The following is an 18,678-nucleotide window of genomic DNA, read 5'->3' as shown; positions in this document are numbered from 1 at the left end:
ATGGCCAAGGGTAAGTTCGAGCGCACCAAGCCCCACGTGAACGTGGGCACGATCGGTCACGTGGACCACGGCAAGACGACGCTGACGGCGGCGCTGACGAAGATCGGCGCGGAGCGTTTCGGCGGCGAGTTCAAGGCCTACGACGCGATCGACGCGGCGCCGGAGGAGAAGGCGCGCGGGATCACGATCTCGACGGCGCACGTGGAGTACGAGAGCCCGAACCGTCACTACGCGCACGTGGACTGCCCGGGCCACGCGGACTACGTGAAGAACATGATCACGGGTGCGGCGCAGATGGACGGCGCGATCCTGGTGTGTTCGGCGGCTGACGGCCCGATGCCGCAGACCCGCGAGCACATCCTGCTGGCGCGGCAGGTGGGCGTGCCGTACATCGTGGTCTTCCTGAACAAGGCGGACATGGTGGACGACGCCGAGCTGCTGGAGCTGGTGGAGATGGAGGTGCGGGAGCTGCTGTCGAAGTACGAGTTCCCGGGCGACGACACGCCGATCATCCACGGTTCGGCGCTCAAGGCGCTGGAAGGCGACCAGAGCGACATCGGGGTGCCGGCGATCATCAAGCTGGTGGAGGCGCTGGACAGCTGGATCCCGGAGCCGGAGCGCGACATCGACAAGCCGTTCCTGATGCCGGTCGAGGACGTGTTCTCGATCTCGGGCCGCGGCACGGTGGTGACCGGTCGGATCGAGCGCGGCGTGATCAAGGTCGGCGACGAGATCGAGATCGTGGGAATCCGTCCGACCCAGAAGACGACGGTGACGGGCGTGGAGATGTTCCGCAAGCTGCTGGACCAGGGCCAGGCGGGCGACAACGCGGGTCTGCTGCTGCGCGGCACCAAGCGCGACGACGTGGAGCGCGGGCAGGTGCTGGCCAAGCCGGGCTCGATCACCCCGCACACGCAGTTCGAGGCGGAGGTGTACGTGCTGTCGAAGGACGAGGGCGGTCGCCACACGCCGTTCTTCAAGGGCTACCGGCCGCAGTTCTACTTCCGGACCACGGACATCACCGGCGCGGTGACGCTGCCGGAGGGCACCGAGATGGTGATGCCGGGCGACAACGTGAAGATGGTGGTGGAGCTGATCAACCCGGTGGCGATGGACGATGGTCTGCGCTTCGCGATCCGCGAGGGCGGCCGCACGGTCGGCGCCGGGGTGGTGGCGAAGATCCTGAAGTGACGCCCGGTCCCGTGCGCCGTTAGGCGCGCGGGCTCGCCGGATCGCAGGCCGGACGCGGTCCGGAACCACCGACGGAAGACCCAAGGCCCCGCGCCGTCCGTCTACGGCCGGAAAAAGCGGCGGGGGACGAGGCGAACGGCGGGCCGAGCACCTCGGTCCGCCTTCGCCGTCTCAAGAACCCGGCAGGAACGACGCACCGATACGCCAGTAGCTCAATTGGCAGAGCAGCGGTCTCCAAAACCGCAGGTTGGGGGTTCGAGTCCCTCCTGGCGTGCCACCTCACGGCCAACGAAGGTCCGCATCGAAGCGAATGAACAGCAGAGTCGAACAACCCAGGGGCGCCACCAGCGGCGACATCGTCAAGTACGCGCTTGCGTTGCTGCTGGTGGTCGCCGGCGTGTTCGCCTTCTACTGGTTCGACGGGCAGTGGCCCGGACCGGTCCGGGTGATCGCGGTGGCGGCGGGCGTGGCCGCCGGCGCCGTGGTGTTCCTGACCAGTGGCAAGGGCGCGGAGACCCGCGAGTTCCTCTCGGAAACGCGTTTCGAGCTGCGCAAGGTGGTTTGGCCGACGCGCCAGGAAGCGGTGCGGATGAGCTGGATCGTGATCATCGCCGTGGTGATCATCTCGCTGATCCTGGCCGCCTTCGATAGCGTGATCCAGTGGCTGCTGCGCCTGTTCCTCGGCCAATGACGGAGAGTTCGGATTCGATGGAAACGCAAGGCGACAAGCGCTGGTACGTGGTGCATGCCTACTCGGGCTTCGAGAAGACGGTGGCGCAGGCGCTGCGCGACCGGATCGTGCGGGCCGAGATGCAGGACCGGTTCGGCGACGTGCTGGTACCGACCGAGGAAGTGGTGGAGATGCGCGCCGGGCAGAAGCGCCGCTCCGAGCGCAAGTTCTTCCCCGGCTACGTGCTGGTGCAGATCGCCACCCACGAAGAAAGCGGCATCCCGCGTATCGACAGCGAGAGCTGGCACCTGATCAAGGAAACTCCGAAGGTCATGGGTTTCATCGGCGGGACCGCCGACCGGCCGCTGCCGATCAGCGACAGCGAGGCCGACGCGATCCTGCAGCGGGTTGCCGAGGGCGTCGAGAAGCCACGGCCGAAGGTGCTGTTCGAGCCGGGCCAGATGGTGCGGGTGACCGACGGGCCGTTCAACGACTTCAACGGCGTGGTCGAGGAAGTCAACTACGAGAAGAGCCGCCTGCGCGTGGCGGTGCTGATTTTCGGGCGTTCGACGCCGGTCGAGCTGGAGTTCGGCCAGGTGGAGAAGGCCTAGCAGCCGTGATTGGTGATTCGTGATTGGTGATTGGCAAGAGCGGCGGGCACTCCGGTCTTTTGCGAATCACGAATCACCTATTCACGCATCACCCTTTCAAAACGACGGGGAGCTGTACGGGCCGGTGACGGCCCCGAAGCGTTCGAACCCGAGGAGAAGCAACAATGGCAAAGAAAGTCGTCGGCTACATCAAGCTGCAGGTCAAGGCCGGGCAGGCCAATCCGAGTCCTCCCGTCGGTCCTGCGCTGGGCCAGCGCGGCCTGAACATCATGGAGTTCTGCAAGGCGTTCAACGCCGCCACGCAGAAGCTCGAGCCAGGGCTGCCGATCCCGACCGTGATCACCGCGTACTCCGATCGCACCTTCACCTTCATCACCAAGACGCCGCCGGCGACGGTGCTGCTGAAGAAGGCCGTCGGCATCCAGTCCGGCTCCAAGCGCCCCAACACCGAGAAGGTGGGCAAGGTGACGCGCAAGCAGCTGGAAGAGATCGCCAAGGCGAAAGAGCCGGACCTGACCGCTGCCGACCTGGAAGCGGCGGTGCGCACGATCGCGGGCTCCGCCCGCAGCATGGGCCTGACGGTGGAGGGCTGAGGACATGAGCAAGCAGACCAAGCGACAGAAGGCCATCGCGGCTGCGATCGAGCCCGGCAAGGCCTATCCGATCGAGCAGGCGCTGAAGATCGTCAAGGACCACAGCAAGGCCAAGTTCAACGAGGCGGTCGACGTGGCCGTTCGGCTCGGCGTCGATGCGCGCAAGTCCGACCAGCAGGTGCGCGGCTCGACCGTGCTGCCGGCCGGCACCGGCAAGACCGTGCGAGTGGCGGTGTTCGCCCCCTCGGGCGCCAAGGCCGAGGAGGCGCTGGCCGCCGGCGCCGATGCCGTGGGCATGGAGGACCTGGCCGAGAAGATGCAGGGCGGCGATCTGAGCTACGACGTGGTCATCGCCACTCCCGATGCGATGCGAGTGGTCGGCAAGCTCGGCACGCTGCTCGGTCCGCGCGGCCTGATGCCCAACCCCAAGGTCGGCACGGTCTCGCCGAACCCGGGCGAGGCGGTCAAGAACGCGAAGGGCGGCCAGGTGCGCTACCGCACCGACAAGGCCGGCATCATCCACTGCACGATCGGCAAGGCCGATTTCGAGGACGGCAAGCTGCAGGAGAACCTGCAGGCGTTGCTGGCGGATCTGGTCAAGGCCAAGCCCGCCACCGCCAAGGGCACCTACCTGCAGAAGGTCTCGATCAGCTCGACCATGGGTCCCGGCGTCGCCGTGGACCAGTCGTCGCTGTCGTTGAAGTGACGAGCTGAAAATTTTGAGGGCATCGCAACGGGCCCCGGCCCGGCGCGGCGCCGTCAAAGACCGCAGGCGCGTTCCGCGCTGCGGCGGCGACGGGCAGGGAGGCTCGACCGGCAGGGAATCGCCGCCGCCGCACGCGTGGATCGCTTAATCCCGTAGCGCGAGAGCGCGAAAGGGCCTGCGCAGATGGTCGCCGACCCTCCAGTGAATTCTGGAAACGGCTGCCAACCGTGAACGCTCCGGCGTTCGCCGCATCGATGGACCGGTGCGGATCAAGGGCCGCCCCGAAGAGGATCCGGACGGGCGGAAAGTGTAGTCAGGAGAATGCAATGGCTCTGAATCTGAACGAGAAGAAGGAAGTCGTTGCCGAACTGGCCGAGGTCGCCGGCAGGGCGCACTCGCTGGTTGCCGCCGAGTACGCGGGTCTGACGGTCGCGCAATTGACCGACCTGCGCAAGAAGGCGCGCCAGGAAGGCGTGTTCCTGAAAGTTGCCAAGAACACGCTGGTCTCGCGCGCAGTGGAGAACACCGATTACGCCGTCGTCAAGGACGAGCTGACCGGTCCCCTGCTGTATGCCTTCTCGGAGGAAGACCCCGGTGCGGCCGGACGTCTGATCAAGGAGTTCGCCAAGGCGAACGACAAGCTGAAGCCGCGCCTGGTCTCGTTGGGCGGGCAGAAGTACCCGGGCTCCCACGTGGATGTCCTGGCGTCTCTGCCGACCCGCGATCAGGCGTTGTCGATGCTGCTCAGCGTCATGGTCCAGCCCGCCACCATGCTGGTGCGGCTGCTGTCCGAGCCGGCTTCGCAGATCGCCCGCGTCACCAACGCGGTCGGTCAGACGAAGGCGGCCTAGGCGATCAGCCCGGTTCGGTATCCGATTTCCAAATCAATCAGCCGTTTCCAAGTTAGCTAACAGAGGTAATCACGATGTCCCTTTCGAATGAAGAAATCATCGAAGCCATCAGCACCAAGACCCTCGTCGAGGTGATGGAGCTGGTGAAGGCGATGGAAGAGAAGTTCGGCGTCTCCGCCGCCGCCCCGGTGGCCGTGGCCGCCGGCCCCGCCGCTGCCGCTGCCGCTCCGGTCGAGGAGCAGACCGAGTTCACGGTGTTCCTGAAGGCCACCGGCGAGAAGAAGGTCGAGGTCATCAAGGTGGTCCGCGCGATCACCGGCCTGGGCCTGAAGGAGGCCAAGGACCTGGTCGAGAGCGCTCCGAAGGAAGTGAAGGAAGGCGTGTCGAAGGACGAGGCCGAGAAGTTCAAGAAGGACCTCGAGGCCGCCGGCGCCACCGCCGAGCTGAAGTAAGCGTTAGTTGCGTCGCCGGTTCCATCGGGCGGCCAGCCGAGGCTGGGGGCGAAAGCCCCCGGCCTTCGGCCGTTGTTGCTCCACATAGAGTCGACAGTAGGAAGTAGCGGGAGAGGGCGTGCTGGTGCCGGCAATACCAGCGACTTCCCACTGGCGATTTACCCGGTCAGACATTGATCCCCCCAGAACCGCGGACGCGCGGTTCGCAGATGCCAAAGGCGGTCATTCCCCATGACGACATCGTATTCGTTCACCGAGAAGAAGCGCATCCGCAAGGACTTCGGCAAGCGCCGGACCATCCTCGAGGTGCCGTTCCTGCTTGCGATCCAGGTCGATTCCTACCGCGAGTTCCTGCAGGCCAGCATCGATCCCGCCAAGCGCGACGACCGCGGCCTGCATGCCGCGCTGAAGTCGGTGTTTCCGATCGTCAGCTACAACGGCTACGCAGCCCTCGAGTACGTCGGCTACAAGCTGGGCGAGCCGGTGTTCGACGAGCGCGAATGCCGCAACCGCGGCCTCAGCTACGGCGCTCCGCTGCGCGTGACGGTGCGCCTGGTGATCTACGATCGCGAATCGTCCAGCAAGGCGATCAAGTACGTGAAGGAGCAGGAGGTCTACATGGGCGAGATTCCGCTCATGACCGAGAACGGCACCTTCATCGTCAACGGCACCGAGCGCGTCATCGTCTCGCAGCTGCACCGGTCGCCCGGCGTGTTCTTCGACCACGACCGCGGCAAGACCCACAGCTCGGGCAAGCTGCTCTACAGCGCCCGCATCATCCCCTACCGCGGCTCCTGGCTCGACTTCGAGTTCGACCCCAAGGACGCGCTGTTCACCCGTATCGACCGGCGCCGCAAGCTGCCGGTGACGATCCTGCTGCGCGCGCTCGGCTACTCCAACCAGGAGATGCTGAACGAGTTCTTCGAGATCAACACCTTCCATGTCGATCCCAGCGAGGGCGTCCAGCTGGAGCTGGTGCCCGAGCGACTGCGCGGCGAAACCCTCGATTTCGACCTGGCCGACGGCGACCAGGTCATCGTCGAGGCCGGCAAGCGCATCACCGCGCGCCACATCCGCCAGCTCGAGCAGTCCGGGATCGAGGCCCTCGCGGTGCCCGACGAGTACCTGCTCGGCCGCATCCTCTCCCACGACGTGATCGATCCGGCCACCGGCGAGCTGTTGGCCACCGCCAACGACGAGATCAGCGAGGACCAGCTCGCCGCGTTCCGCAAGGCCGGGGTCGAGACCGTGGGCACCATCTGGGTCAACGACCTCGATCGCGGCCCGTACATCTCCAACACCCTGCGCATCGACCCGACCAAGACCCAGCTCGAGGCCCTGGTCGAGATCTACCGCATGATGCGTCCCGGCGAGCCGCCGACCAAGGATGCGGCGCAGAACCTGTTCCACAACCTGTTCTTCACCTTCGAGCGCTACGACCTGTCGGGCGTGGGCCGGATGAAGTTCAACCGCCGCCTCGGCCGCAAGGAGACCGAGGGCGCTTCGGTGCTGTACGACTCGCACTACTACGCCGAGCGCAAGGACGAGGATTCGGCCAAGCTGCGCGAGCAGTTCGGCGACAGCTCCGACATTCTCGACGTGATCAAGGTGCTGACCGAGATCCGCAACGGCCGCGGCACCGTCGACGACATCGACCATCTCGGCAACCGCCGCGTGCGTTCGGTGGGCGAAATGGCCGAGAACGTGTTCCGCGTGGGCCTGGTGCGCGTCGAGCGCGCGGTCCGCGAGCGCCTGACCATGGCCGAGGCCGATGGCCTGACCCCGCAGGAGCTGATCAACGCCAAGCCGGTGGCGGCCGCGGTGAAGGAGTTCTTCGGCTCCTCGCAGCTGTCGCAGTTCATGGACCAGAACAATCCGCTGTCCGAGGTCACCCACAAGCGCCGCGTTTCCGCGCTCGGTCCGGGCGGCCTGACCCGCGAGCGCGCCGGCTTCGAGGTGCGCGACGTGCACCCGACCCACTACGGCCGCGTCTGCACCATCGAGACCCCGGAAGGCCCGAACATCGGCCTGATCAACTCGCTGGCGGTGTTCGCCCGCACCAACCGCTACGGCTTCCTGGAGACGCCGTACCGCAAGGTCGTGGAAGGCAAGGTGACCGACGAGATCGAGTTCCTCTCGGCGATCGAGGAAAACGAGTACGTCATCGCCCAGGCCAATGCGCCGCAGGACGCCAGCGGCAAGCTAGACGCCCAGTTCGTGGATTGCCGCTACCAGGGCGAATCGCTGCTCAAGCCCCCGTCCGAGGTCGACTTCATGGACGTCTCGCCGATGCAGACCGTGTCGGTCGCCGCGGCGCTGGTGCCGTTCCTCGAGCACGACGACGCCAACCGCGCGCTGATGGGCGCCAACATGCAGCGTCAGGCGGTGCCGACGCTGCGCGCCCAGAAGCCGCTGGTCGGCACCGGCATCGAGCGGGCGGTCGCGCGCGACTCCGGCGTGACCGTGAACGCCCGCCGCGGCGGCGTGGTCGAGCAGGTCGACGCCGGGCGCGTGGTGGTCAAGGTCAACGAGGACGAGATCTCGAGCGAGCACGACGCCGGCGTCGACATCTACTCGCTGATCAAGTACACCCGGTCCAACCAGAACACCTGCATCAACCAGCGCCCGCTGGTGAACGTGGGCGACGTGATCGCCCGCGGCGACGTGCTGGCCGACGGCCCCTCCACCGACATCGGCGAGCTGGCGCTGGGCCAGAACATGCTGGTCGCGTTCATGCCCTGGAACGGTTACAACTTCGAGGACTCGATCCTGCTCTCCGAGCGCGTGGTCGAGGAGGATCGCTACACCACGATCCACATCGAGGAGCTGACCTGCGTGGCCCGCGACACCAAGCTGGGGCCGGAGGAGATCTCGGCGGACATCCCCAACGTCTCCGAGCAGGCGCTCAACCGCCTCGACGAGTCGGGCGTGGTGTACATCGGCGCCGAGGTCCGCGCCGGCGACATCATGGTGGGCAAGGTCACGCCGAAGGGCGAGAGCCAGCTGACCCCGGAGGAGAAGCTGCTGCGCGCCATCTTCGGCGAGAAGGCGTCCGACGTGAAGGACAGCTCGCTGCGGGTTCCGCCCGGCATGGACGGCACCGTCATCGACGTGCAGGTCTTCACCCGCGACGGCATCGAGAAGGACAAGCGCGCGCGCCAGATCGAAGAGAACGAGATCAAGCGCGTCAAGAAGGACTTCGACGACCAGTTCCGCATCCTCGAGGGCGCGATCTACGCGCGGCTGCGCTCGCAGATCGTCGGCAAGGTCGCCAACGGCGGCCCCGGCCTGAAGAAGGGCGACGCCATCGGCGACGAGTACCTGGACGGGCTGAAGAAATCCGACTGGTTCGCGATCCGGATGAAGGACGCGGACGCCGTCGAGGCGATCGAGCGCGCCCAGAAGCAGATCGAGGCCCACCGCAAGGAGTTCGACCTGCGCTTCGAGGACAAGCGCGGCAAGATCACCCAGGGCGACGATCTCGCCCCCGGTGTGCTGAAGATGGTCAAGGTGTTCCTGGCGGTCAAGCGCCGCATCCAGCCCGGCGACAAGATGGCGGGCCGCCACGGCAACAAGGGCGTGATCTCCAATATCGTGCCGGTCGAGGACATGCCCTACATGGCCGACGGCACTTCGGTGGACATCGTGCTCAACCCGCTGGGCGTGCCGAGCCGTATGAACATCGGCCAGATCCTCGAGACCCACCTGGGCTGGGCCGCGAAGGGCCTGGGGCAGAAGATCCAGCGGATGCTCGAGGCGCAGGCGAAGGTGAGCGAGCTGCGCGCCTTCCTCGACCAGATCTACAACCACGACACCAAGCTGAACGGTGAGCGCGTCGACCTCAAGCAGTTCAGCGACGCCGAGCTGCTGCAGCTGGCCGGCAACCTCACCGACGGCGTGCCGATGGCGACCCCGGTGTTCGACGGAGCGGCCGAGTCCGAGATCAAGATGATGCTCGAGCTCGCCGACCTGCCGACCAGCGGCCAGACCCAGCTGTACGACGGCCGCACCGGCGATGCCTTCGAGCGCAAGGTGACCGTGGGCTACATGCACATGCTGAAGCTCAACCACCTGGTCGACGACAAGATGCACGCGCGTTCGACCGGCCCGTACTCGCTCGTCACCCAGCAGCCGCTGGGCGGCAAGGCGCAGTTCGGCGGCCAGCGCTTCGGCGAGATGGAGGTCTGGGCGCTGGAGGCGTACGGCGCGGCATACACGCTGCAGGAGATGCTGACGGTGAAGTCCGACGACGTGCAGGGCCGCAACCAGATGTACAAGAACATCGTCGACGGCGAACACGAGATGGTCGCCGGCATGCCGGAGTCCTTCAACGTCCTGGTCAAGGAAATCCGCTCGCTGGCCATCAACATGGAGCTCGAGGAGCACTGAGGAGCGGTGATTGGGGGTTCGTGATTCGTGATTCGAAAAGGCAAGACCTCGAATCCGCGGCCACGAATCCGCTTTTCCACTAGTCACCAATCACCAATCACGAATCCCGCTCCATCGGAGACAAAGACATGAAAGACCTACTCAATCTTTTCAACCAGCAGCGTCCGACGCTCGACTTCGACGCGATCAAGATCGCGCTGGCGTCGCCGGACATGATCCGTTCGTGGTCCTACGGCGAGGTCAAGAAGCCCGAGACCATCAACTACCGCACGTTCAAGCCCGAGCGGGACGGCCTGTTCTGCGCCGCGATCTTCGGCCCGGTGAAGGACTACGAGTGCCTGTGCGGCAAGTACAAGCGCATGAAGCACCGCGGCGTGGTCTGCGAGAAGTGCGGTACCGAGGTCACCCTGGCCAAGGTCCGGCGCGAACGCATGGGCCACATCGACCTGGCCTCGCCGGTCGCGCACATCTGGTTCCTCAAGTCGCTGCCCTCGCGCATCGGCCTGATGCTGGACATGACCCTGCGCGACATCGAGCGCATCCTGTACTTCGAGGCGTACGTGGTCACCGAACCGGGCCTGACCCCGCTCGAGCGCGGCCAGCTGCTCAACGAAGAGCAGTTCATGCAGATGCGCCAGGAGCACGGCGACGATTTCGACGCGGCGATGGGCGCCGAGGCCGTCTACGACCTGCTGCGCACGATCGACCTGCAGGCCGAGATGATCAAGCTCAAGGAGGACATCGCAGCCACCGGTTCGGAGACCAAGCTCAAGCGCCTCACCAAGCGCATCAAGCTGGTCGAGGCCTTCGTCGAGTCCGGCAACCGTCCGGAGTGGATGATCATGACGGTGCTGCCGGTGCTGCCGCCGGACCTGCGCCCGCTGGTGCCGCTGGACGGCGGCCGTTTCGCGACCTCCGACCTGAACGACCTGTACCGCCGCGTCATCAACCGCAACAACCGCCTGCGCCGCCTGCTCGAGCTCAACGCCCCCGACATCATCGTGCGCAACGAGAAGCGCATGCTGCAGGAGTCGGTGGACGCGCTGATGGACAACGGCCGTCGCGGCCGCGCCATCACCGGGACCAACAAGCGGCCGCTGAAGTCGCTGGCGGACATGATCAAGGGCAAGCAGGGCCGGTTCCGCCAGAACCTGCTCGGCAAGCGCGTGGACTACTCCGGCCGTTCGGTCATCGTGGTCGGCCCGACCCTGCGCCTGCACGAGTGCGGCCTGCCGAAGAAGATGGCCCTCGAGCTGTTCAAGCCGTTCATCTTCTCCAAGCTGCAGCGCCGCGGCCTGGCGACCACGATCAAGGCCGCCAAGAAGCTGGTGGAGCGCGAGGAAGCCGAGGTCTGGGACATCCTCGAAGAGGTGATCCGCGAGCACCCGGTGCTGCTCAACCGTGCGCCGACCCTGCACCGCCTGGGCATCCAGGCGTTCGAGCCGGTGCTGATCGAGGGCAAGGCGATCCAGCTGCACCCGCTGGTCTGCACAGCGTTCAACGCCGACTTCGACGGCGACCAGATGGCCGTGCACGTCCCGCTGAGCCTCGAGGCCCAGCTGGAAGCGCGCGCGCTGATGATGTCGACCAACAACATCCTCTCGCCCGCCAACGGCGAGCCGATCATCGTGCCGTCGCAGGACGTGGTGCTGGGCCTGTACTACATGACCCGCGCCCTCGAGGCGCAGCAGGGCGAGGGCATGGTGTTCGCCAACGTCGCAGAGGTCAAGCGCGCCTACGACAACCGCGTGGTGGCGCTGCACGCCAAGGTCAAGGTGCGGATCACCGAAACGGTGACCGACGAGGAGGGCACCAGCGAGCGCCGCACCGCGATCATCGACACCACGGTCGGGCGCGCGCTGCTGGACGAGATCCTGCCGGTCGGCCTGCCGTTCGCGCTGGTCAACACCGAGTTGACCAAGAAGAACATCAGCCGGCTGATCAACTCCTGCTACCGCCAGCTGGGCCTGAAGGACACGGTGGTGTTCGCCGACAAGTTGATGTACACCGGCTTCGGCTACGCCACCCGTGCCGGCGTGTCGATCGGCATCGACGACATGACCATCCCGGACGAGAAGAAGGGCATCCTGGCCGAGGCCGAAACTGAGGTGCTGGAGATCCAGCAGCAGTACCAGTCGGGCCTGGTGACCGCCGGTGAGCGCTACAACAAGGTGGTCGACATCTGGTCGCGCACCAACGAGCGCGTGGCCAAGGCCATGATGGACGCGATCGGCACCGAGACCGTGACCAACGCCAAGGGCGAGCGGGTCCCGCAGAAGTCGATGAACTCGATCTACATCATGGCCGATTCCGGCGCCCGCGGCTCGCAGGCGCAGATCCGCCAGCTGGCCGGCATGCGCGGCCTGATGGCCAAGCCGGACGGCTCGATCATCGAGACACCGATCACCGCGAACTTCCGCGAAGGCCTGAACGTGCTTCAGTACTTCATTTCGACCCACGGCGCGCGCAAGGGCCTGGCCGACACGGCGCTCAAGACCGCCAACTCGGGCTACCTGACCCGCCGCCTGGTCGACGTGGCCCAGGACGTGGTGATCACCGAGCCGGATTGCGGCACCGTCACCGGCCTCACCATGACCCCGATCGTGGAAGGCGGCGACGTGGTCGAGCCGCTGCGCGACCGCGTACTCGGCCGGATCGTGGCCGAGGACGTGTTCCTGCCCGGCGACGACGAGGACCCGATCGTCACCCGCAACACCCTGCTGGACGAGGCCTGGGTGCAGAAGCTCGAGGACGCGGGCGTGCAGACCATCAAGGTGCGCTCCACCATCACCTGCGAGAGCAGCTTCGGCGTCTGCGCCCAGTGCTACGGGCGCGACCTCGGCCGCGGCCACCTGGTCAACCACGGCGAGGCGGTCGGCGTGGTCGCCGCGCAGTCGATCGGCGAGCCCGGCACCCAGCTGACGATGCGGACCTTCCACATCGGCGGCGCGGCTTCGCGTGCGGCGGCGATCGACAACGTCACGGTCAAGACCACCGGCTCGGTGAAGTTCAACAACCTCAAGTCGGTCAACCACGCCAGCGGCGGCCTGGTGGCGGTCTCGCGTTCCGGCGAGCTGTCGGTGCTCGACGGCCACGGCCGCGAGCGCGAGCGCTACAAGCTGCCCTATGGCGCGATGGTCAACGTCAAGGACGGCGATTCGGTGAAGGCCGGACAGACCGTTGCCAGCTGGGATCCGCATAACCACCCGATCGTTTCCGAGGTCGCCGGTTCCATGCGCTTCGTCGACTTCGTCGACGGCGTCACCGTCATCGAGAAGACCGACGAGCTGACCGGGCTGGCCTCGCGCGAGATCACCGACCCGAAGCGGCGCGGCTCGCAGGGCAAGGACCTGCGCCCGCTGGTGCGCATCGTCGACAAGAAGGGCAACGACCTGACCATCCCCGGGACCGACCTGCCGGCGCAGTACCTGCTGCCGCCGCGCTCGATCGTGAACCTGCAGGACGGCGACGCCGTGGGCGTGGGCGACGTGGTGGCCAAGATCCCGCAGGAAGCCTCCAAGACCCGCGACATCACCGGCGGCCTGCCGCGCGTGGCCGACCTGTTCGAGGCCCGCAAGCCCAAGGACCCGGCGATCCTGGCCGAGAAATCGGGCGTGGTCAGCTTCGGCAAGGACACCAAGGGCAAGCAGCGCCTGATCATCAAGGGACCGGACGGCGACGAGCACGAGGAGCTGATCCCGAAGTACCGGCAGATCATCGTGTTCGAGGGCGAGCACGTCGAGAAGGGCGAGACCGTGGTGGACGGCGAGCCGAGTCCCCAGGACATCCTGCGCCTGAAGGGCGTCGAGGAGCTGGCCGCCTACCTGGTCAAGGAGATCCAGGACGTCTACCGGCTGCAGGGCGTGAAGATCAACGACAAGCACATCGAGGTGATCATCCGGCAGATGCTGCGCAAGGTGGAGATCACCGACGCCGGCGACAGCCGCTTCCTGCAGGGCGAGCAGGTCGAGCGCCAGCGCGTGATCGAGGACAACGCCAAGGCCGAGACCAAGAACGAGCTGCCGGCGAGGTTCGACCCGGTGCTGCTCGGCATCACCAAGGCCTCGCTGGCGACCGAGTCGTTCATTTCGGCGGCCTCGTTCCAGGAGACCACCCGCGTGCTGACCGAGGCCGCCGTGCGCGGTACCCGCGACGGCCTGCGCGGTCTGAAGGAGAACGTGATCGTCGGCCGGCTGATTCCGGCGGGCACCGGGCTGGCCTATCACACCCAGCGCCGCCGGGACGCCTCCGGGCTCACCGAGTCGGAGATGGAGGCGCTCTCGGGCGGCTCCGCCGCCGCTGCGGTGGCGGAGACGGTCGCCGAGGACGGCGGCGGCGAGGATGCCGCGACCGGCGCGGAGGAGTAGGGTGGCTGCCGGGCCGCGGGCCGGGGACGGCGATGCCGTTCCCGGGCTTGCCAACCCGGCGCGCCGGCCCTATAACGGCACGGACAGATAGCGACGGCCCCCGGGCCGTCCCAGATCACGAAATGAGGCGCCACGGACGCGCCTCGTATTCGGCCCAGGACGGGCGGGATCGATGCGGAACCGGATCCCGGCGCGTCCAGGCGGCGCTCCGGGTGCAGGGTTGGCTCTTGCGTTGACGCCAGGCGTCAGCGCCCGCTATACTTTTCCGTCTCGGCGGGCCGGGTTGTACCGGCCTGCCTTCGTTTTCACGCACGGGCCCCGGCCCCAACGACAGAACCCACTAAACGATGGCAACGATCAACCAGCTGGTGCGGAAGCCGCGCAATCCCGAGACCTACAAGAGCACTTCGCCCGCGCTGGCGAACTGCCCGCAGCGCCGCGGCGTCTGCACGCGCGTCTACACCACGACCCCGAAGAAGCCGAACTCGGCTCTGCGCAAGGTCGCCAAGGTGCGCCTGACCAACGGCTACGAGGTGATCTCCTACATCGGCGGCGAGGGCCACAACCTGCAGGAGCACTCGGTAGTGCTGATCCGCGGTGGCCGCGTCAAGGACCTGCCGGGCGTGCGCTATCACACCGTGCGCGGTTCGCTCGACGCCGCCGGCGTGACCAAGCGCAAGCAGGCGCGTTCCAAGTACGGCGCCAAGCGCCCGAAGGGCTGAGCGCGGCCGCTTCGCGATCGCGTAACCGAAGATTGATAGAACAAGGTCTGCATCATGTCCCGTAAAGGTTCTGCTCCGCAGCGCAATGTCCTGCCCGATCCAAAGCACGGCAGCGAGACGATCGCGCGTTTCATCAACATGGTCATGAAGAGCGGCAAGAAGTCGGTTGCCGAGAAGATCGTCTATGGCGCCATGGATGTCATCGGCGAGAAGAGCGGCAACGCGCTCGAGCTGGTCGAGAAGGCGCTCGGCAACGTGTCCCCGGCGGTGGAAGTGAAGTCCCGCCGCGTCGGTGGCGCCACCTACCAGGTGCCGGTGGAAGTACGCGCTTCGCGCCGCACCGCCCTGGCGATGCGCTGGGTGATCGAGTCGGCGCGCAAGCGCGGCGAGAACACGATGCCGCGCAAGCTGGCCGCCGAACTGGTCGACGCCTCCGAGAACCGCGGCGGCGCGATCAAGAAGCGCGAGGAAACCCACCGCATGGCGGAGGCGAACAAGGCGTTCGCGCACTACCGCTGGTGATCCCCGTGGCGCCCTGAGGGGTGCCCGCCCAGGCGACCGGCGCGCATGCCGCGCGGCGCCAGCAGCGGTCCGGCCGGCCCGGCCGCACCCCGCGAATCCGGAAGCCGCCCTCGAGGCGGCGTCCGGCCATTCCAGCCCGGCGTCGCCGGGCCCCGAGACGAGAGACGACCGTGGCTCGCACCACTCCCATCGAACGCTATCGCAACTTCGGCATCATGGCCCACATCGATGCCGGCAAGACCACCACGTCCGAACGCATCCTGTTCTACACCGGCGTCAGCCACAAGATCGGCGAGGTCCACGACGGCGCCGCGGTGATGGACTGGATGGAGCAGGAACAGGAGCGCGGCATCACCATCACCTCGGCCGCGACCACCGCGTTCTGGAAGGGGATGGACCAGTCGCTGCCCGAGTACCGGCTCAACATCATCGACACCCCCGGCCACGTCGACTTCACCATCGAGGTGGAGCGTTCGCTGCGCGTGCTCGACGGCGCCGTGTTCGTGCTGTGCGCGGTCGGCGGCGTGCAGCCGCAGTCCGAGACGGTGTGGCGCCAGGCCAACAAGTACTCGGTGCCGCGTCTCGCGTTCGTCAACAAGATGGACCGCACCGGGGCCAACTTCGACAAGGTGGTCGAGCAGCTCAAGTCGCGCCTGGGCGCCTATCCCGTGCCGATGCAGATGCCGGTCGGCGCCGAGGACGGCTTCGAGGGCGTGATCGACCTGATCAAGATGAAGTACATCCACTGGGACGTCCCCTCCCAGGGCACGATCTTCGAATACCGCGACGTTCCCGCCGAGCTGGCCGAGAAGGCCGCCCAGGCGCGCAACTTCATGGTCGAGGCCGCGGCCGAGGCCAACGAGGCGCTGATGGACAAGTATCTCGGCGGCGAGGAGCTGACCGAGGAAGAGGTCGTGGCCGGCCTTCGCGAGCGCACCCTGAAGACCGAGATCATTCCGGTGTTCTGCGGCAGCGCGTTCAAGAACAAGGGCGTGCAGGCGATGCTCGACGGCGTGGTCCAGCTGCTGCCTTCGCCGTCGGATCGCCCGCCGGTGCAGGGTGTGGACGACTCCGAGAAGGAAGCGTCGCGCAAGGCCACCGATACCGAGTCGTTCTCGGCGCTGGCGTTCAAGATCATGACCGATCCGTTCGTCGGTTCGCTGACGTTCTTCCGCGTCTACTCGGGCGTGCTCAACTCCGGCGACCAGGTCTACAACCCGGTCAAGTCGAAGAAGGAGCGCGTGGGCCGCATCCTGCAGATGCACTCCAACAACCGCGAGGAGATCAAGGAAGTGCGCGCCGGCGACATCGCCGCCGCGGTGGGCCTGAAGGACGTCACCACCGGCGACACCCTGTGCGCGCAGGACAACATCATCACCCTGGAGCGCATGGTGTTCCCGGAACCCGTCATCTCGATGGCGGTGGAACCGAAGACCAAGTCCGACCAGGAAAAGATGGGCCTGGCACTCGGCCGCCTGGCGCAGGAGGATCCGTCTTTCCGCGTGCGCACCGACGAGGAGTCCGGCCAGACCATCATCTCCGGCATGGGCGAGCTGCACCTGGACATCCTGGTCGACCGCATGAAGCGCGAGTTCAACGTGGAGGCCAACGTCGGCAAGCCGCAGGTCGCCTACCGCGAGACCATCCGCAAGGCGGTCAAGGCCGAGGGCAAGTTCGTCCGCCAGTCGGGCGGCAAGGGCCAGTTCGGTCACGTCTGGCTCGAGATCTCGCCCAACGAGCAGGGCAAGGGCTACGAGTTCGAGAACGCGATCGTCGGCGGCGTGGTGCCCAAGGAGTACATCCCGGCCGTCGACAAGGGCATCCAGGAGGCCGTCGCGAACGGCATCATGGCGGGCTACCCGATCGTCGACGTCAAGGTGCGCCTTGTCGATGGGTCGTACCACGAGGTCGACTCTTCTGAAATGGCGTTCAAGATCGCGGGCTCGATGGGCTTCAAGGAGGGCTTCCACAAGGCCAGCCCGGTGCTGCTGGAGCCGATCATGAAGGTCGAGATCGTGACGCCGGAGGATTACCTCGGCGACGTGATGGGCGATGTCAGCCGCCGGCGCGGCATCCTCCAGGGCCAGGACGACAGCCCCTCGGGCAAGATCATCAACGCGATGATCCCCCTGGGCGAAATGTTCGGCTATGCGACTTCGCTGCGTTCGATGTCGCAGGGTCGCGCAACCTTCACGATGGAATTCGACCATTACGCCGAGGCGCCGGCGAACATCGCCGAGACGGTCACCAAGAAGGGTTGAAAGCCGTGATTGGCGGCTGGGCGATTCGTGATTCGAAAGAGCCACGATCCCGCCTTCGCCAATCACGAATCACGAATCGCGAATCACGGAGCTAAAAGCAATGGCCAAGGGTAAGTTCGAGCGCACCAAGCCCCACGTGAACGTGGGCACGATCGGTCACGTGGACCACGGCAAGACGACGCTGACGGCGGCGCTGACGAAGATCGGCGCGGAGCGTTTCGGCGGCGAGTTCAAGGCCTACGACGCGATCGACGCGGCGCCGGAGGAGAAGGCGCGCGGGATCACGATCTCGACGGCGCACGTGGAGTACGAGAGCCCGAACCGTCACTACGCGCACGTGGACTGCCCGGGCCACGCGGACTACGTGAAGAACATGATCACGGGTGCGGCGCAGATGGACGGCGCGATCCTGGTGTGTTCGGCGGCTGACGGCCCGATGCCGCAGACCCGCGAGCACATCCTGCTGGCGCGGCAGGTGGGCGTGCCGTACATCGTGGTCTTCCTGAACAAGGCGGACATGGTGGACGACGCCGAGCTGCTGGAGCTGGTGGAGATGGAGGTGCGGGAGCTGCTGTCGAAGTACGAGTTCCCGGGCGACGACACGCCGATCATCCACGGTTCGGCGCTCAAGGCGCTGGAAGGCGACCAGAGCGACATCGGGGTGCCGGCGATCATCAAGCTGGTGGAGGCGCTGGACAGCTGGATCCCGGAGCCGGAGCGCGACATCGACAAGCCGTTCCTGATGCCGGTCGAGGACGTGTTCTCGATCTCGGGCCGCGGCACGGTGGTGACCGGTCGGATCGAGCGCGGCGTGATCAAGGTCGGCGACGAGATCGAGATCGTGGGAATCCGTCCGACCCAGAAGACGACGGTGACGGGCGTGGAGATGTTCCGCAAGCTGCTGGACCAGGGCCAGGCGGGCGACAACGCGGGTCTGCTGCTGCGCGGCACCAAGCGCGACGACGTGGAGCGCGGGCAGGTGCTGGCCAAGCCGGGCTCGATCACCCCGCACACGCAGTTCGAGGCGGAGGTGTACGTGCTGTCGAAGGACGAGGGCGGTCGCCACACGCCGTTCTTCAAGGGCTACCGGCCGCAGTTCTACTTCCGGACCACGGACATCACCGGCGCGGTGACGCTGCCGGAGGGCACCGAGATGGTGATGCCGGGCGACAACGTGAAGATGGTGGTGGAGCTGATCAACCCGGTGGCGATGGACGATGGTCTGCGCTTCGCGATCCGCGAGGGCGGCCGCACGGTCGGCGCCGGGGTGGTGGCGAAGATCCTGAAGTGACGCCCGGTCCCGTGCGCCGTTAGGCGCGCGGGCTCGCCGGATCGCAGGCCGG

General features: G+C 66.6%; 13 protein-coding genes and 1 tRNA gene. All 14 read left to right on the top strand.

Annotation, left to right across the window (positions count from 1 at the left end; translation table 11 throughout):
• The 14 genes from tuf (QFW77_RS03790) to tuf (QFW77_RS03725) all read left to right on the top strand — a co-directional run bounded on the left by tuf (QFW77_RS03790) (position 1) and on the right by tuf (QFW77_RS03725) (position 18,626).
• Positions 1-1,191 carry an elongation factor Tu gene (gene tuf / locus QFW77_RS03790; protein ID WP_280572930.1) on the top strand — a complete coding sequence of 397 codons (1,191 nt, stop codon included), beginning with the start codon at positions 1-3 and terminating at the stop codon, positions 1,189-1,191.
• A gap of 201 nt (positions 1,192-1,392) precedes the next feature.
• Positions 1,393-1,468 (top strand) — tRNA-Trp (locus tag QFW77_RS03785).
• 33 nt (positions 1,469-1,501) lie between these two features.
• Positions 1,502-1,882 (top strand): preprotein translocase subunit SecE, encoded by a 381-nt coding sequence (gene secE, locus QFW77_RS03780; protein WP_280572964.1) that lies wholly within the window; start codon positions 1,502-1,504, stop codon positions 1,880-1,882.
• Positions 1,883-1,899: 17 nt separating this feature from the next.
• Positions 1,900-2,472: a transcription termination/antitermination protein NusG gene (gene nusG / locus QFW77_RS03775; protein WP_280572962.1), complete on the top strand. Its 573-nt coding sequence runs from the start codon at positions 1,900-1,902 to the stop codon at positions 2,470-2,472.
• Between the two features lie 164 nt (positions 2,473-2,636).
• Positions 2,637-3,065: a 50S ribosomal protein L11 gene (gene rplK, locus QFW77_RS03770; protein WP_180679163.1), complete on the top strand. Its 429-nt coding sequence runs from the start codon at positions 2,637-2,639 to the stop codon at positions 3,063-3,065.
• Positions 3,066-3,069: 4 nt separating this feature from the next.
• Positions 3,070-3,771, top strand: a complete 702-nt coding sequence (gene rplA / locus QFW77_RS03765; protein WP_280572960.1) for a 50S ribosomal protein L1 — start codon at positions 3,070-3,072, stop codon at positions 3,769-3,771.
• 326 nt (positions 3,772-4,097) lie between these two features.
• Positions 4,098-4,622, top strand: coding sequence for a 50S ribosomal protein L10 (gene rplJ, locus QFW77_RS03760; protein WP_280572959.1), 525 nt, complete (start codon positions 4,098-4,100; stop codon positions 4,620-4,622).
• Positions 4,623-4,696: 74 nt separating this feature from the next.
• Complete coding sequence (rplL, locus tag QFW77_RS03755) at positions 4,697-5,074, top strand: 50S ribosomal protein L7/L12 (protein ID WP_280572958.1); 378 nt, start codon at positions 4,697-4,699, stop codon at positions 5,072-5,074.
• A 231-nt stretch (positions 5,075-5,305) separates the two neighbouring features.
• Positions 5,306-9,463 (top strand): DNA-directed RNA polymerase subunit beta, encoded by a 4,158-nt coding sequence (gene rpoB / locus QFW77_RS03750; RefSeq protein WP_280572957.1) that lies wholly within the window; start codon positions 5,306-5,308, stop codon positions 9,461-9,463.
• A 128-nt stretch (positions 9,464-9,591) separates the two neighbouring features.
• Positions 9,592-13,830 (top strand): DNA-directed RNA polymerase subunit beta', encoded by a 4,239-nt coding sequence (rpoC, locus tag QFW77_RS03745; RefSeq protein ID WP_280572956.1) that lies wholly within the window; start codon positions 9,592-9,594, stop codon positions 13,828-13,830.
• 347 nt (positions 13,831-14,177) lie between these two features.
• Positions 14,178-14,552, top strand: coding sequence for a 30S ribosomal protein S12 (gene rpsL / locus QFW77_RS03740; RefSeq protein ID WP_180679169.1), 375 nt, complete (start codon positions 14,178-14,180; stop codon positions 14,550-14,552).
• 54 nt (positions 14,553-14,606) lie between these two features.
• Positions 14,607-15,074 carry a 30S ribosomal protein S7 gene (gene rpsG, locus QFW77_RS03735; RefSeq protein WP_280572954.1) on the top strand — a complete coding sequence of 156 codons (468 nt, stop codon included), beginning with the start codon at positions 14,607-14,609 and terminating at the stop codon, positions 15,072-15,074.
• Positions 15,075-15,244: 170 nt separating this feature from the next.
• Complete coding sequence (gene fusA / locus QFW77_RS03730) at positions 15,245-17,335, top strand: elongation factor G (RefSeq protein ID WP_280572953.1); 2,091 nt, start codon at positions 15,245-15,247, stop codon at positions 17,333-17,335.
• Between the two features lie 100 nt (positions 17,336-17,435).
• On the top strand, positions 17,436-18,626 hold the full coding sequence (gene tuf / locus QFW77_RS03725) for an elongation factor Tu (protein WP_280572930.1): 1,191 nt from the start codon (positions 17,436-17,438) through the stop codon (positions 18,624-18,626).
• Positions 18,627-18,678 lie beyond the last annotated feature (52 nt).

The organism is Luteimonas endophytica (assembly GCF_029887875.1).
GTDB classification, from domain to species: domain Bacteria; phylum Pseudomonadota; class Gammaproteobacteria; order Xanthomonadales; family Xanthomonadaceae; genus Luteimonas; species Luteimonas endophytica.
Note: the sequence above shows the minus strand (reverse complement) of the source record. Positions and strands in the feature narration are given on the sequence as shown.